Origin of the sequence: Xanthomonas sp. NCPPB 1638 (genome assembly GCF_041475635.2) — a bacterium.
GTDB lineage: Bacteria > Pseudomonadota > Gammaproteobacteria > Xanthomonadales > Xanthomonadaceae > Xanthomonas > Xanthomonas cucurbitae.
Genome location: NZ_CM192984.1, coordinates 2439738 through 2454351 on the forward strand (window position 1 = coordinate 2439738; position 14614 = coordinate 2454351).

Sequence of the window (14614 nt, forward strand, 5' to 3'; positions counted from 1 at the left end):
GCGGTGCATCGGCTGCCGGAGTACCTGCCCGCACAAGCGGGCCGGCCGCAGCGCGCCGTGGTGGGTTTACACAGCTAGCCCACTGACGCCGTTGTCGCGCTTACGGTGCCCGGCAGGTGCGCAGAAACTGCAGCGTGTCGCGCAGCACTGGAGAGCGCTGCGGCGGTTTGCGCAACGCCAGCACGATGCCTAGATGGCCCATGCCCGGATAGACCTTCAGCTCGGCCGTATCGCCTGCGCGGCGCAGCACCCGTTGCAGCGAACGGCTGTTCTCCAGTTCGACCACGCGGTCGGCATCGCCGTGCAGCAACAGCATCGGCGGTTCGTCGCCGCCGACGTGGTGCACCGGTTGCGACTGCCGTTGCGCGGCTGGCGCGTCGCCGAAGATCTCCACCAGTTCGGGGTCGGTCAGTGGCAGGAAGTCGTAGGGTCCGGCCAGCCCCACCACACCGCACAGCTGTCGTGGCGCGAGGCCTTGCGCGCGCAGCCAGCGTGCGTCGGTGCCTAGCAGTGCCGCGATATGCGCGCCGGCCGAGTGGCCTGCCACCGCCAGCCGCTTGGGATCGCCGCCATAGGCGTGCGCATGCCGGTAGCCCCAGGCGGTGGCGCCGGCGGCATCGTTCATGAAGCCGTCCAGGCCCACCTGCGGAGACTTGCGGTAGTCGGCCACCATCGCCACCACGCCTTGACGGGCCAGGGCGCGCCCCACCCAGCGATAGTTGGCGCGCGTGCCGCGTTTCCAGGTGCCGCCATAAAAGAACACCACCACCGGCGCGCCCACGGCATCGCGCGGCTGGTAGACATCCAGCGCCAGGCCGTGGGCCGGGTCGAACACCTGATCCGGATGTTCGACGATGCCGGCGCGGCTGGAGGCGGCATTGATGCCACCGAAGAAGACGCTGCTGCAGGCCGTCAAGGTCAACGAGCCGAGCAGCAGGAGGGCGGGGCGGAACCAGCGGGTGGCGCGTGAGGGCATGGGCAGGGTCGGCAAGGCAATGGAAAGGAGGTCGGCATGGATGGCGGCGGCGCTGGGTGCGCGTCATCGCCGGCAAGATGCGCAAGGCCGCCGCGATGATGCGCTGCTCCGCACGGTGTATTAGCGGTCAATGGATGTCGCCAGCATGTGCAGGACGAGACTGCTTGCAGCCACTTGGGAATCGGGAATCGGGAATCGGGAAAGCATTGCAGTCCCCGCTGTTTCGATTCCCCATTCCCCATTCCCCATTCCCCATTCCCGGTGATGGTTTAGGCTTGTTGGCATGACTGAGCTGAGTTTTGACAACCGCCTGCGCCGAGACCTGCCTGAAGACCCGGAGCAGGGGGCGCGCCGCCGCGAGGTGCACGCCGCCTGGTCGTCAGTGCAGCCGACCCCGGTCGCCGCACCGCGCGTGATCGCCTATTCGACGGAGATGGCGCAATCGCTCGGACTGGACGCGGCCGACATCGGCAGCCCCCGGTTTGCCGAGGTCTTTGCAGGCAATGCGCTGTATCCGGGCATGCAGCCGTGGGCGGTCAATTACGGCGGGCACCAGTTCGGGCATTGGGCCGGGCAGTTGGGTGATGGCCGGGCGATTTCGCTGGGCGAGGCGATTGGTGTCGATGGCGGGCGCTACGAGCTGCAGCTCAAGGGCGCCGGCCCCACGCCGTATTCGCGCGGTGCCGATGGGCGCGCAGTGTTGCGCTCGTCAATCCGGGAATTCCTGTGCAGCGAAGCGATGCATCATCTGGGCGTGCCGACCACGCGCGCATTGAGCCTGGTCGCCACCGGCGATGCGGTCGTGCGCGACATGTTCTACGACGGCCGCCCGCAGCGCGAGCCGGGTGCGATTGTCTGCCGGGTGGCGCCCTCGTTCATCCGCTTCGGCAACTTCGAGTTGCCGAGCGCGCGCGGGGACGTGGCCCTGCTGCGGCAATGGGTGGAGTTCACCATCGCGCGTGATTTCCCGGCCCTGGCCGGAACCGGCGAGACGCTGTACGCCGATTGGTTTACGCAGGTCTGCGAGCGCACCGCGGTAATGGTGGCGCACTGGATGCGGGTTGGCTTCGTACATGGGGTGATGAATACCGACAACATGTCGATCCTGGGCCTGACCATCGATTACGGCCCCTACGGCTGGATCGACAACTACGACCCCGACTGGACACCCAACACCACCGACGCGCAGGGGCGTCGCTATCGCTTCGGTACCCAGCCGCAGGTGGCGTACTGGAACCTGGGGCGGCTTGCCCAGGCACTGGCGCCGCTGTTTGGCGATGCAACGCCGCTGCAGCAGGGGCTGGACTGCTTCCGCGACACCTATCTGGCCTGCGATCGCCGCGACACCGCCGCCAAGCTGGGGCTGGCCGAATGCCGCGACGAGGATCTGCAGCTGATCGATGCATTGCGCGCGCTGATGCGCGAATCGGAGATGGACATGACGCTGACTTTCCGTGGCCTGATCGACCTGTCGCCCGAACAGCCGGACCCTGCGCCGCTGCGCGATGCGTTCTACGACGAAGACAAACGTGTGGCGGAAGCAGCGCAATTGCAGGACTGGCTGCAGCGCTATGCCGCGCGCCTGCAGCAGGATGCGCTATCGCCGGACCAGCGCCGCGCGCGCATGCGCCAGGCCAACCCGCGCTATGTGCTGCGCAATTACCTGGCGCAGCAGGCCATCGACCGGGCCGAGCAGGGCGATGCGACCGGCGTTCAGGAGCTGCTGGAGGTCATGCGCCGGCCTTACGACGATCAGCCAGGCCGCGAGGCATTCGCGGCGCGGCGTCCGGAATGGGCACGCGATCGCGCCGGATGTTCGATGCTGTCGTGCAGTTCATGACGCGCTTAGATTCACAGAGGCCGCATGGGCGGCGGCAAGGCCGCGCGCAGCCTAGAATAGGTCATCCCCACACGGCCGCGATGCCACTACCACCATGACCGATTGCAGCCGCTGCGCCGGCACTCATCCTTCCGGCCCCAACCACTGGGCGGGCCGGATCCGCGATATCGCCGACTTTCCCAAGCCGGGTATCGTCTTCAAGGACATCACTCCGCTGCTCTCGGACGGGCCGGACTTCGCCTCGGCGCTGGACGAGATGGCGCAACCCTGGCGCACCACGCCGCTGGATGCGGTGCTGGGGATCGAAGCGCGCGGTTTCATTCTTGGCGCGGCGCTGGCGCGTGAACTGCGTACGGGCTTTGTGCCGGTGCGCAAGCCGGGCAAGTTGCCTGGGCGCACGCTGATCCAGGAATACGCACTGGAATACGGCACCGACCGCATCGAAATGCACGAAGACGCGTTGCCACGCGGTGCGCGCGTGCTGATCGTGGACGACGTGCTGGCCACCGGCGGCACCCTGCGCGCTGCGCTGGGCCTGGCCGCACAGCTGGAGGTGGTGGGTGCGGCGGTGCTGGTGGAACTGCAGGCGCTGCAGGGCCGCGCGAAGTGGGCCAACGACGTGCCGCTGCTGGCGACCTTGTGCTATTGAGCCGTTGAAGACTGCGGACTGGGCCCGGCGCCCGGCCCGCGTTGCTGTGCACGGCCAGGCGGCATCGCGCCGGCTGGCCGCGTGGTCGTTCAGAGCTTGCTGACCCGGAACCGTCGGCCCTTGATCTTGCCTGCATGCAGGTGCGCCAGCGCCTTGCTCACCTGCGCGCGTGCGATGGCGACATAGGAGCGGGTGGGGTAGATGGCGATCTTGCCGATCGCCGCGCCTGACAACCCGGCTTCACCAGTGAGCGCGCCCAGGATGTCGCCGGCACGCAGCTTGTCGGTCTTGCCGCCGTCGATGCGCAAGGTGGTCATCGCCGCCTGCGGCAACTGCGCCGGGCGGGCGGTGGCCAGTGGCGCGCGCGACCACTTCAGCGGCTGGCCCTGTTCGGCCTCCAATGCCTGCGCACGCGCGGTTTCACGCGGTGCCACCAGACTCAGCGCCAGGCCATGCTTGCCGGCGCGCGCGGTGCGGCCGATGCGGTGGCGATAGGTCTCGGTGTCGGTGGGCAGCTCGTAATTGACCACGGCCGCAAGGTCCTCCACGTCCAGCCCGCGCGCGGCCACGTCGCTGGCCACCAGCACGTTGCAGCTGCGGTTGACGAAACGCACCAGCACCTCGTCGCGGTCGCGCTGTTCCATGTCGCCGTGCAGGGCCAGCGCGGAGAAGCCGAATTCCTGCAGCGAGCCGGCCACCTCGTCTACTTCCTTGCGGGTATTGCAGAACACCACGCTGGATTCGGGATTGAAGCGCAGCAGCAGGCCGGCCACGGCTTTCTGTCGATAAGTGGGATCGACCTCGAAGAATTGCTGGTCGATTTCCGGTGCGTTGTCGGCGCCTTCGACGGTGATCTCGATCGGGTCCTTGAGGATCTCGCGCGCCAGCATGCGGATGCTGTCGGGGAACGTGGCCGAGAACAGCAGGCTCTGGCGGTGCTTGTCGCAGCGGCTGGCGATCTCGCGGATGGGTTCTTCAAAGCCCATGTCGAGCATGCGGTCGGCCTCGTCCAGCACCAGCGTGCGCACGCCGCCCAGGTGCAGGGCGCGCTTGCGGGCCAGCTCCTGGATGCGGCCGGGCGTGCCTACCACTACCTGCGGGTCGTGCGCTTCCAGCGAGGCAAGCTGTGGACCGAGCGGCATGCCGCCGGTCAGCACCACCAGCTTCATGTTGGGAATGCCGGTGGCCAGCTTGCGCAACTGCTTGCCGACCTGGTCGGCCAGTTCGCGGGTAGGGCACAGCACCAGCGCCTGCGCGCGGGTCAGCGCCGGGTCGAGCTTCTGCAGCAGGCCCAGTCCGAAGGCGGCGGTCTTGCCGCTGCCGGTGGGCGCCTGGGCGATGACATCCAGCCCCTGCAGGATCGGCGGCAGGCTCTGCGCCTGGATGGGAGTGAGGACGGTGTAGCCAAGGGCGTCGATGCCGGGGGCCAGGGCCGGCGACAGCGGCAGCGCGGAGAATTCGTTCATGGCGCATTTTAGCGGGAATCGGGAGTAGGGAATCGGGAATCGGGAATCGGGAATCGCAACGGCGCGGGCGTTTTCCATTCCCGATTCACCATTCCCGATTCCCGATTCCCGATTCCCGTACAATTGCGCCATGCCTTTAATCACTCTGCAAAGCGTCGACTACAGCGTCGGCGGCCCGTTGTTGCTGGAAAAAACCGACCTCACGATCGAGCCGGGCGAGCGTATCGCCCTGATTGGCCGTAACGGTGCCGGCAAATCGACCTTGATGAAATTGATCGCCGGCGAGCTCAGGCCCGATGACGGCGAGGTGCGCGTGCAGCAGGGTGTGCGTATCGCGCGGCTGGAGCAGGAGGTGCCGCAGGGCACCGGCGGCAGCGTGTTCGACGTGGTGGCCGATGGCCTGGGCGAGTTGGGCCACTGGTTGGCCGAGTTCCACCAGCTCAGCCATGCCGAGGTGTTCGACGCCGAGGCGTTCGGTAAGGTGCAGGCCAAGATCGACGCGGCCGAAGGCTGGGCGCTGGACCAGCGCGTCAGCGAGACGCTGACCAAGCTGGAACTGGACGGCGATGCCCAGTTCGCGCGGCTGTCCGGCGGCATGAAGCGGCGCGTGCTGCTGGCGCGCTCGCTGGTGTCCTCACCGGACGTGCTGCTGCTGGACGAGCCGACCAACCACCTGGACATCGAAGCCATCGACTGGCTGGAGACCTTCCTGAAGGGCTGGAACGGCAGCGTGCTGTTCGTCACCCATGACCGCCGCTTCCTGCGTGCGCTGGCCACCCGCATCGTCGAGATCGATCGTGGCCAGGTCACCAGCTGGCCGGGCGACTGGGCCAATTACGAGCGCCGCCGCGAAGAGCGGCTCAATGCGCAGGCGCAGGAGAATGCGCGCTTCGACAAATTGCTGGCGCAGGAAGAAGTCTGGATCCGTCAGGGCATCAAGGCGCGGCGCACCCGCGACGAAGGCCGCGTGCGGCGCCTGGAATCGATGCGCAACGAGCGCGTGCAGCGGCGCGAGCTCACCGGCAATGTGCGCATGGAAGTCTCGCAGGGCGAGTCGTCCGGCAAGAAGGTGATCGAGGCCAAGGAGGTCGGCTTCGCGTTCGGTGCGCGCACGATGGTCAAGGATTTTTCCACCATCATCCAGCGCGGCGACCGCATCGGCCTGATCGGCCCGAACGGCAGCGGCAAGACCACCTTGCTCAAGCTGTTGCTGGGCGACTTGCAGCCGCAGCAGGGCGAGATCCGCATCGGCACCAATCTGCAGATTGCCTACTTCGATCAATACCGCTCGACCCTGCGTGAAGACTGGAGCGCGATCGAGAACGTGGCCGAGGGCCGCGATTTCCTGGAGATCAATGGCAAGCGCAAACATGTGCATGCGTATCTGCAGGATTTTTTGTTCACCCCCGAGCGTGCCCGCGCGCCAATCACCCGGCTGTCCGGCGGCGAACGCAACCGGCTGCTGCTGGCACGGCTGTTCGCGCAGCCGTCCAATCTCCTGGTGATGGACGAACCGACCAACGATCTGGACGTGGAAACCCTGGAATTGCTGGAAGAATTGCTGGGGGAATACAGCGGCACGCTGCTGCTGGTCAGCCATGACCGCGACTTCCTCGACAACGTGGTGACTTCCACGCTGGTGATGGAAGGCGATGGCCTGATCGGCGATTACGTTGGCGGCTACAGCGATTCGCTGCGCCAGCGGCGCAGCCCGGCGACCAGCGCGATGGCGGTGGCCAAGGCCTCGGCCACTGCGGTGGCGACTGCGCCGGCGGCCACTGCGGCGCCAGTGGAGGCTGCGCCCAAGCGCAAGTTGAGCTACAAGGATGCGCGCGAGCTGGAGCAGTTGCCTGGCCTGATCGAGACGCTGGAGCAGCAGGTGGCTGCACTGACCGAGGCGATGAACGACCCGGGCTTCTACCAGCGCGACACTGCGGCCATGGCCGCGCACACTGCTGCACTGGGCGATGCGCAGGCGCAGCTGGATGCGGCCTACGCGCGCTGGAGCGAGCTGGATCGTTGATGCGCAGGCCGGCGTGCCACGGTGCATTGGCCGTCCCTGTTCAACCCGCCGCCGCAGCTGCGCATGCGGTGCGCGGCGGGCGGGTGCGGCTCCGCATTGCGTACTTGCACGTCGGTATGACGGTTTCGATCCGTTCCGATCAACTGCAGGCGCCCGCGGGTGCCACGAACGCTGCAAATGTTCGCCCACGCGCGGCCCAGCTGGTGGCAGCCTCGTCGAGGATGTCCAGCAAGGTATCGCGATCGCCAGGCACGGCCTTCGCCAGTGCATCGGCACCATCGATCAACAGCGCATAGCCGCGCGGGGCGGCTAGCCAGCTCAGGTCGCGCAGGCCATCGCTGAGGGCGTCCCAGTTGCGGCCGAATCCGGCCGGAAAATCCAGTTGGGTGGCCAGCCGCATCAGCAGCATGCGTTTGTCGTTGCAGGTGGCCAGGTCCACGCGCAGGATGCGCAGGCCGGCATCGCGGGCCAGCGCTGCCATGGTGTCCAGGTCGTCGGTGTCGGCCTGGTAGACGCCCGACTGCTGCGGATCGGATAGGTCCAGGGCAAAGTCGCCCGCGCTCATGGCGCCTGCTCCGGGGTTGGCCCGGGGAACGGCCTGAAGCTTTGGTAATGGTCGTCGCTGTAGTACCAGGTCTGCGGTGGGGTGCCGCCGGTGACGATGCGGCGCGCGCCGCGATCTGCGCTGCCCGGCGTGTCCACCGTGTATTCGCGGTAGTGGCCACGCGGGCGCTCGGGCAGGCGATGTTCGCGATTGCCGAACACGCTGCCGTCCTGCGGATACGGGAACGGCCCGCCGCGCTGGATCAGCACGATGGTGGCCATCGCTTCGATCGGCAGAAAGGCAGGCAGGCGCGGCACCTGCCGTGCGGCCACTGGCGCGGCGATCGGTGCATTGAGTGAGGGCGCAAACTGCGGCTTGGGTGCCTGCAGCGCACGCATGCCCCACAGGCCGGCCACGAGCACCACAATGGCGACGATCAGTAAAGCGGGCTTGCGCATGAAGACGCTCCATAGGCGAAGTGTGTGCGACCCCTTCAGTATGACGTCGCGCGACTGTGCCCACTTTGAATGCACCACCGCGCCGGTCCGGTTCACGCGCAAGTAACCGGGGCATGGTGCAAGGTGTGCAGCCAAGACGGCGCGGCAGGCGATGGGATGCAGTTTCCTTGCCTGTACCCTTGGTAAGCGCCGCTGCCGTCCTTACCATCTACCCCGCAACGCCCGGTCTTCGCCGGGCGGCAAGTCTAGGAGACCCTCATGGCTTACACCCTTCCGCAATTGCCTTACGCGTACGACGCGCTGGAACCGAACATCGATGCGCAGACGATGGAAATCCATCACAGCAAGCATCACCAGACCTATATCAACAACGTCAACGCGGCGCTGGAAGGGACCGAGTACGCGGACCTGCCGATCGACGAGCTGGTGTCCAAGCTGAAGAGCCTGCCGGACAACCTGCAAGGCCCGGTGCGCAACAACGGTGGTGGCCACGCCAACCATTCGCTGTTCTGGACCGTGCTGGCGCCCAACGGCGGCGGCGAGCCCAAGGGCGAGGTCGCCAAGGCGATCGACAAGGACCTGGGCGGTTTCGAGAAGTTCAAGGAAGCCTTCACCAAGGCTGCCGTCAGCCGCTTCGGCTCCGGCTGGGCGTGGCTGAGCGTGACTCCTGACAAAAAGCTGGTGGTGGAAAGCACTGCCAACCAAGACAGCCCTTTGTTCGAAGGCAATACCCCGATCCTGGGTCTGGACGTCTGGGAACACGCTTACTACCTGAAGTATCAGAACCGCCGCCCGGAATACATCGGCGCGTTCTACAACGCGGTCAACTGGGACGAAGTCGAGCGCCGCTACCACGCTGCCATCGGCTGACGTCTACGCTGATGCGGTAACGCGCAAGGCCGGGAGCGATCCCGGCCTTGCGCGTTTGATGCGAGCGATCGTGCAGGAGCGGACCTGGCCGCGAGGGCTTTCCCGGGAGAGCTTCGTCGCGCTCGGGCGCGCTCCTACCAATACCTGCGGCGCCGATCAGAACTTGGTCGACGTCTACGCTGATGCGGTAACGCACAAGGCCGGGAGCGATCTCGGCCTTGTGCGTTTGATGGGAGCGATCGTGCAGGAGCGGACCTGGCCGCGAGGGCTTTCCCGGGAGAGTTCCGTCGCGCTCGGGGGCGCTCCTACCAATACCTGCGGCGCCGATCAGAACTTGGTTGACGTCTACGCTGATGCGGTAACGCACAAGGCCGGGAGCGATCCCGGCCTTGTGCGTTTGATGGGAGCGATCGTGCAGGAGCGGACCTGGCCGCGAGGGCTTTCCCGGGAGAGCTTCGTCGCGCTCGGGCGCGCTTCTACCGATTCCTGCGGCGCCGATCAGAACTTGGTTGACGTCTACGCTGATGCGGTAACGCACAAGGCCGGGAGCGATCCCGGCCTTGCGCGTTTGATGCGAGCGATCGTGCAGGAGCGGACCTGGCCGCGAGGGCTTTCCCGGGAGAGCTTCGTCGCGCTCGGGCGCGCTCCTACCAATTCCTGCGGCGCCGATCAGAACTTGACGTCGAATTCGCGGGCATAGCCCGTATTGACGATCACCTTCTGCAGCGCATCGCTGATCTTGATGTTGCCGGCCACGATCTGCTGGGTTTCCGGGCCCATGTTGTCCATGCGCGGCGGGGTGGCGCCCTTGTAGTCGCAGACGCGGCCGCCGGCCTCGCGCACCAGCAGCACACCGGCCGCGATGTCCCAGGCTTTGACGCCGGCTTCGAAGTAGGCATCGGCACGGCCGCAGGCCACGTAGGCCAGGTCCAATGCCGCCGAGCCGGTACGGCGGACGTCTTCGGCCTGCACCAGCAGCGCGTCCACGCACTTGAGCTGGGCGCTGGCGCGCGCGCGTTCGCGCGGCGGGAAGCCGGTATGGACCATCGCGCCTTCCAGGTCCTTGCGCTCGGCAATGCGGATGCGGCGGTCGTTGAGTACCGCGCCGGCGCCACGGCTGGCGGTGAACAGCTCGTTGCGCAGCGGGTCGAAGATCACCGCATCGGTGGGTTCGCCGTTTTCCACCAGCGCGATCGACACGCAGTAGTGCGGGAAGCCACGCAGATAGTTGCTGGTACCGTCGAGCGGGTCGATGACCCAGGTGTAGCGGCCACTCTTGCCGCCCTGCACGCCGCCTTCTTCGCCGAATACCGCGTATTCGGGATAGCCGCGCTTGAGTTCCTTGATGATGACCTTTTCGGCATCGGCATCGACTTCGCTGGCGTAGTCCATGCGGCCCTTCTGCACCACGTTGAGTGCATCGAGCTTGTTGATACCACGCAACAGCACATTGCCGGCGAGGCGGGCGGCTTTGACCATGACGGTGACGGCGGGTTTCTGCATGGCTAAAGCTCCCGTGAAGGCAGAAAGGACAATGACGAAGGTAAAAGAGCACTCCGGCGCGAAAGCCGGCCGCGCAGTTTACCATCTACGGCCGAATCGCTCCCCAATCACTGTTCATGTCTGTCACCCAGCGCATCCGTTTCGTCCTTGTCGGTACCCAGCATCCAGGCAACATCGGCGCCGCCGCACGGGCGATGAAGACCATGGGCATCTCGCGGCTGGTGCTGGTGGCGCCGGAGCGTGCGCTCGACGAGGACGCCTACCGGCGCTCGGCCGGCGCCGAAGACGTCCTGGGCGATGCGCCGGTGTTCGACACCCTGGGTGAGGCGGTGGCCGATTGCACGCTGGTGATCGGCTGCACGGCGCGGGCGCGCCGGGTGGCACTGGAAGAACTGCTGCCGGACCAGGGCGCGCAGCGCGCGCTGGCCAAGGCCAGCGAGCCGGCCGAGGTGGCGTTCGTGTTCGGTCGCGAGCGTACCGGCCTGACCAACGACGAGCTGCAGCTCTGTCACGCGGCGGTACACATTCCCTCCGACCCGCAATTCAGCTCGCTCAACCTGGCGGCGGCGGTGCAGGTGCTGGCCTACGAAGTACGGCGGGCGCAGCTGGCGGCAGGCGCGGTCGAGCCGGCGCCGGAGGCTGCCACCGCGCCGCGCGAAGGGCCGGCCAGTCATGCGCAGTTGGAGGGCATGTTCGGCCAGTTGGGCGAAACGCTGGACGAGATCGATTTCCACAAGGGCCGCGCCCCGGAATCGGCGATGCGCAAGCTGCGCCGGCTGCTGCTGCGTGCGCAGATGACCGAGCAGGAGGTGCGGCTGATCCGCGGCATCCTGTCCGATGCGCAGCGCATGGCCATGCTGGCCAGGCGGGCCGGAAATTGACGGCTGTCACAGCTGGAGAGATTCGGCTAGGCTGTGCGCGGCTCTAGGGGAGTGTCCGTCTTGCGCGGTCTACGATGCTGTCTGATTACCTGCTGGCTGCTTGCCGGGATGGGCTTGGCGATGACGGCGGCGGCGGCGCCGTCATCGGTCCTGGTGCTGGGGCGGATCAGCGACGATCCGGCCACGCAATACCATCAGCTCAAGCCACTGCTCGATTACGTGGTGCCGCGCATGCGCGAGGTGGGTATCCGCCGTGGCGAGATCCTGATGGCGCCCGATGCGCGGCAGATGGCCAGCTATCTACGTCGCGGCCGGGTCGATTGGGCCAGCGAGACCGCTGGTGCGGCGATGCTGCTGGAGCAGTACGGCAGTGCACACCCCCTGCTGATGACCGAGCGCGACGGCGTGCGCGAGTTCCACTCGGTGTTCTTCGTGCGCCGCGATAGTCCGATCCGTTCGCTGGCGCAGTTGCGCGGGCACAGCCTGGCGCTGCAGACCGCCAGTTCCACCAGCGGCTACCTGCTGCCGATGCTGGAGTTGGTCCGCAATCACATGGCCTGCGACGTGCTGCTGTCGCCGTATGACGTCCAGGCCCCGGGTTCGGTGGGGTACCTGCTGGTCGGCTCGAAACTGAACGTCGCCGCGTTGGTGCACCGGCGGCTGATCGACGTGGGCGCACTCAGTGACCTGGATTGGAACGACGAGCGTCATCTGCCGCCGGTCTTCAAGCGGGATTTCCGCATCGTTCACCGCACTGCGCCGGTGCCGCGCGCGGTGGAAATGGTGCGTACCGGGCTGGATCCGGCGGTGGAGCGCCGCTTGCGTGCGGTGTTGCTGCAGGCGGCCTCCGATCCGAAGGCCGGCCCGGCATTGAAGCGGTTCTTCGACACCACCGCCTTCCATCCATTGGATGAGTCCAGCCGCAGACGCCTGGACGAGCTGAGTGCCGGGCTGCGGCGCGTGCGGGATCGAGTGGAATGACGCGGGTGCGCTTCGGGCTGCAGGCTCGCTTCCTGTTGGTGATGGCGCTGACCCTGCTGTTGGTCGGTGCGATCCTGGCCTCGCTATTGCAGCGGCAGAGTGCCATGCAGCGCGAAGTGCGTGGCTTGAGCGCGCAGATCCTGCATGAGCTGTTCGACCGCAGCCTGCGTACCCGTGGCGAAAGCCTGGCCACCGAACTGGCATCGGGCCTGGCCAATCCGCTGTATTACGCCGACCTGCCCGCCGTGGGAGCGCTGGTGCGCAATGTCTCGCGGCAGCAGGTGGTGAGCTACGTGCTGGTGTTCGACACGCGTGGTCGCCTGGTGCATGACGGCATGCCCAACCTGCACCGCTATGGCCAACGCATGGACGACCCGCTGGCGGCCAGGGCGGTGGCGGCGCAGGCGCTGCTGCTGCAGTCCTCGCCGGAGGTGCTGGATGTGACGGTGCCGATCATGATTGGCGACCAGCGCATTGGTGGCGTGCGCGTGGGCTTGTCGCGCGAGCGCGTGCGCAAGATGGAGTCCAACGCCAACCTGACCCTGGTCGAGAACCTCAATGCGATCGGCAAGCGTGATCTGGGCTGGCTGCTGGTATTGCTGGCCGCGCTGGTCGGGCTAGGCGTGCTGCTGGTCATCTACGTGCAGCGTACGCTGGTGGCGCCAGTGCGCCTGCTGGCCGCGGCCGCGCGGCAGATCGAGCGTGGCGACTATGCCGTGCAGTTGCCGCCGCACCCGCGCAATGACGAGATCGGCGAACTGATCTCCGCGTTCGGACGCATGAGCGAGAGTATTGCCCGCCACGACCGCGAGGTGCGCCACATGGCCTACACCGACGCGTTGACCGGGCTGACCAACCGGCTGGGATTCCGCGAGGGCCTGGATCATCTGCTCGACACCGCGCGCACTACCGGCAACAAGTTGGCGCTGCTGTTCGCCGATATCGATGATTTCAAGCGCGTCAACGACACCCTCGGCCACGAGGCCGGCGACGAGGCCTTGCTGCAATTTGCCAGCCGCATCGGCCGCGCGGTGTCTGCGTTCGGGGGCGACGATGCGATCCTGGCGCGTTTTGGCGGCGACGAGTTCGTGATTCTGTTGCAGAGCGGCGATGTCGGCTTTCTGGCCGCGCAATTGGCCGATCGCCTGGTGCACGAACTGAGCCGGCCGTTGAACGTGCAGGGGCGCGAAGTGTTTCTGGGCACCTCGATCGGCATCACCCTGTTCCCCGACGACGCCAACGACGCCACTGCGTTGCTGAAGAACGGCGACATCGCGATGTACCAGGCCAAGGTGGCCGGCAAGAACTGCCATCGTGTCTACAGCCGCGCTGCCGACCATGCGGTGGAGCGTCGCGTGCACATGGAACACGAGCTGCGCGGCGCCTGGGAGCGCGACGAGCTGCGGCTGGTATACCAGCCGATCTACCGCACCTGCGACCGCTTGCTGGTGGGGGTGGAGGTGCTGTTGCGCTGGCAGCATCCGGCGCTGGGTACGATTGCGCCATCCACCTTCATCGACATCGCCGAGCAGAGCGGGCTGATCGAGGTGATTGGCCCCAAGGTGCTGCGGGCGGCCTGTCTGGAAGCGGCGCAGTGGCCGGTGGTGGGCGAGGAGCTGTTCATTTCGGTCAACGTGTCGCCGCGCCAGTTACGCAGCGGCGCCTTGATCGACACCGTGGCCGAATGTCTGGCCGAATCCGGGTTGCCGGCGGCGCGCCTGCATCTGGAGCTGACCGAGACGGCGGTGATTGGCGATGAAATGATGGCCGCCAGCCTGCTCGACCAACTGCACCGCACCGGCGTGAAGGTATGGCTGGACGACTTCGGCACCGGCTTCTCGGGCCTGAGCCATCTGCGTCAGGTGCCGGTGGACGGCGTCAAGATCGACAAGAGCTTCATTGCCGATCTGCAGCGCGACCCCGACGACCTGGCGCTGACCACCGCCATCATCAACATGGCCCATTCGCTGGGCATCACGGTGGTGGCCGAGGGCATCGAGCAGGAGGCGCAGTTCAACCTGCTGCGCGAGCGCGGCTGCGACCTGGGGCAGGGCTATTGGTTCAGCCGGCCAATGACGCCGGCCGACCTGGTCAAGCTGATCGCGGCCGGCTGAGCAGCGGCTTAGGCTGCTGCAGCGCTACACGTAGGAGCGCCCCCGGGCGCGATGGGGCTTTCCCGGTAAGGCTCCTTCGCGCCCAGGTGCGCTCCTACGGTGGAATGCGATGGAATTGGGTCGTTATAACCGCTGTTTGCTATATCGCCAGGAAGTCCAACAGCAGGCAGTGCCTTGTAGGAGCGCCCCCGGGCGCGATGAGGCTTTCCCGGTAAGGCTCCATCGCGCCCGGGTGCGCTCCTACGGTGGAATGCGATGGAATTGGGTCGTTATAACCGCTGTTTGCTATATCGCCAGGAAGTCCAGCAG

The 14614-nt window shown here is 66.7% G+C and carries 13 protein-coding genes; 8 read left to right on the plus strand and 5 right to left on the minus strand.

Features of this window, described 5'->3' with window-relative positions; all coding sequences use genetic code 11:
* Positions 1-100 precede the first annotated feature (100 nt).
* Positions 101-976 carry an alpha/beta hydrolase gene (locus ACCQ13_RS10535; protein WP_104603211.1) on the minus strand — a complete coding sequence of 292 codons (876 nt, stop codon included), beginning with the start codon at positions 974-976 and terminating at the stop codon, positions 101-103.
* A gap of 283 nt (positions 977-1259) precedes the next feature.
* On the opposite strand from ACCQ13_RS10535, the gene ACCQ13_RS10540 reads away from it, so the two are divergent.
* Positions 1260-2816 carry a protein adenylyltransferase SelO gene (locus ACCQ13_RS10540; protein ID WP_274397180.1) on the plus strand — a complete coding sequence of 519 codons (1557 nt, stop codon included), beginning with the start codon at positions 1260-1262 and terminating at the stop codon, positions 2814-2816.
* A 94-nt stretch (positions 2817-2910) separates the two neighbouring features.
* The gene (locus ACCQ13_RS10545; RefSeq protein WP_159407156.1) at positions 2911-3465 is read left to right on the plus strand and encodes an adenine phosphoribosyltransferase; all 555 of its coding nucleotides are present in this window, start codon (positions 2911-2913) and stop codon (positions 3463-3465) included.
* Between the two features lie 89 nt (positions 3466-3554).
* Here ACCQ13_RS10545 and dbpA read toward each other — a convergent pair whose 3' ends face one another.
* Entirely contained in the window at positions 3555-4931 is a 1377-nt protein-coding gene (gene dbpA / locus ACCQ13_RS10550) for an ATP-dependent RNA helicase DbpA (RefSeq protein WP_104603214.1), read from the minus strand.
* Between the two features lie 130 nt (positions 4932-5061).
* Between dbpA and ACCQ13_RS10555 the strand changes: the two genes are divergently transcribed.
* Positions 5062-6954: an ATP-binding cassette domain-containing protein gene (locus ACCQ13_RS10555; RefSeq protein WP_159407157.1), complete on the plus strand. Its 1893-nt coding sequence runs from the start codon at positions 5062-5064 to the stop codon at positions 6952-6954.
* Between the two features lie 139 nt (positions 6955-7093).
* Here the strand turns inward: ACCQ13_RS10555 and ACCQ13_RS10560 are convergent, their stop codons facing one another.
* Both ACCQ13_RS10560 and ACCQ13_RS10565 read right to left on the minus strand, forming a co-directional pair.
* On the minus strand, positions 7094-7519 hold the full coding sequence (locus ACCQ13_RS10560; protein ID WP_104603216.1) for a barstar family protein: 426 nt from the start codon (positions 7517-7519) through the stop codon (positions 7094-7096).
* The gene (locus tag ACCQ13_RS10565; RefSeq protein WP_104603217.1) at positions 7516-7956 is read right to left on the minus strand and encodes a guanyl-specific ribonuclease; all 441 of its coding nucleotides are present in this window, start codon (positions 7954-7956) and stop codon (positions 7516-7518) included. The genes ACCQ13_RS10560 and ACCQ13_RS10565 overlap by 4 nt, the downstream gene beginning before the upstream one ends.
* A gap of 258 nt (positions 7957-8214) precedes the next feature.
* Here ACCQ13_RS10565 and ACCQ13_RS10570 point away from each other — a divergent pair, with 258 nt between their 5' ends.
* Both ACCQ13_RS10570 and ACCQ13_RS10575 read left to right on the plus strand, forming a co-directional pair.
* On the plus strand, positions 8215-8826 hold the full coding sequence (locus ACCQ13_RS10570) for a superoxide dismutase (protein ID WP_104603218.1): 612 nt from the start codon (positions 8215-8217) through the stop codon (positions 8824-8826).
* Positions 8827-8884: 58 nt separating this feature from the next.
* A complete protein-coding gene (locus tag ACCQ13_RS10575; RefSeq protein WP_159407158.1) occupies positions 8885-9526 on the plus strand; it encodes a hypothetical protein in 642 nt (213 codons plus the stop codon).
* Here the strand turns inward: ACCQ13_RS10575 and ACCQ13_RS10580 are convergent.
* Positions 9496-10329 carry an inositol monophosphatase family protein gene (locus ACCQ13_RS10580; RefSeq protein ID WP_104603220.1) on the minus strand — a complete coding sequence of 278 codons (834 nt, stop codon included), beginning with the start codon at positions 10327-10329 and terminating at the stop codon, positions 9496-9498. The two genes, ACCQ13_RS10575 and ACCQ13_RS10580, sit on opposite strands and share 31 nt — an antisense overlap.
* A gap of 116 nt (positions 10330-10445) precedes the next feature.
* On the opposite strand from ACCQ13_RS10580, the gene ACCQ13_RS10585 reads away from it, so the two are divergent.
* From ACCQ13_RS10585 to ACCQ13_RS10595, 3 genes are read left to right on the plus strand one after another with little or no spacing between them, the layout of a single operon-like run.
* The gene (locus ACCQ13_RS10585) at positions 10446-11210 is read left to right on the plus strand and encodes an RNA methyltransferase (RefSeq protein ID WP_159407159.1); all 765 of its coding nucleotides are present in this window, start codon (positions 10446-10448) and stop codon (positions 11208-11210) included.
* Between the two features lie 51 nt (positions 11211-11261).
* Entirely contained in the window at positions 11262-12191 is a 930-nt protein-coding gene (locus ACCQ13_RS10590; protein WP_167526891.1) for a phosphate/phosphite/phosphonate ABC transporter substrate-binding protein, read from the plus strand.
* Entirely contained in the window at positions 12188-14305 is a 2118-nt protein-coding gene (locus ACCQ13_RS10595) for a putative bifunctional diguanylate cyclase/phosphodiesterase (protein ID WP_104603222.1), read from the plus strand. The genes ACCQ13_RS10590 and ACCQ13_RS10595 overlap by 4 nt, the downstream gene beginning before the upstream one ends.
* Positions 14306-14614: the final 309 nt, after the last annotated feature.

Bases quoted from the DNA above. Each gene is read 5' to 3' on its own strand.
- ACCQ13_RS10545 (WP_159407156.1), top strand. From the start codon at position 2,911: ATGACCGATTGCAGCCGCTGCGCCGGCACTCATCCTTCCGGCCCCAAC.
- ACCQ13_RS10560 (WP_104603216.1), bottom strand. From the start codon at position 7,519: ATGAGCGCGGGCGACTTTGCCCTGGACCTATCCGATCCGCAGCAGTCG.
- ACCQ13_RS10565 (WP_104603217.1), bottom strand. From the start codon at position 7,956: ATGCGCAAGCCCGCTTTACTGATCGTCGCCATTGTGGTGCTCGTGGCC.
- ACCQ13_RS10585 (WP_159407159.1), top strand. From the start codon at position 10,446: ATGTCTGTCACCCAGCGCATCCGTTTCGTCCTTGTCGGTACCCAGCAT.
- ACCQ13_RS10595 (WP_104603222.1), top strand. From the start codon at position 12,188: ATGACGCGGGTGCGCTTCGGGCTGCAGGCTCGCTTCCTGTTGGTGATG.
- ACCQ13_RS10555 (WP_159407157.1), top strand. From the start codon at position 5,062: ATGCCTTTAATCACTCTGCAAAGCGTCGACTACAGCGTCGGCGGCCCG.
- ACCQ13_RS10570 (WP_104603218.1), top strand. From the start codon at position 8,215: ATGGCTTACACCCTTCCGCAATTGCCTTACGCGTACGACGCGCTGGAA.
- ACCQ13_RS10540 (WP_274397180.1), top strand. From the start codon at position 1,260: ATGACTGAGCTGAGTTTTGACAACCGCCTGCGCCGAGACCTGCCTGAA.
- ACCQ13_RS10535 (WP_104603211.1), bottom strand. From the start codon at position 976: ATGCCCTCACGCGCCACCCGCTGGTTCCGCCCCGCCCTCCTGCTGCTC.
- ACCQ13_RS10575 (WP_159407158.1), top strand. From the start codon at position 8,885: ATGCGAGCGATCGTGCAGGAGCGGACCTGGCCGCGAGGGCTTTCCCGG.
- ACCQ13_RS10580 (WP_104603220.1), bottom strand. From the start codon at position 10,329: ATGCAGAAACCCGCCGTCACCGTCATGGTCAAAGCCGCCCGCCTCGCC.
- dbpA (WP_104603214.1), bottom strand. From the start codon at position 4,931: ATGAACGAATTCTCCGCGCTGCCGCTGTCGCCGGCCCTGGCCCCCGGC.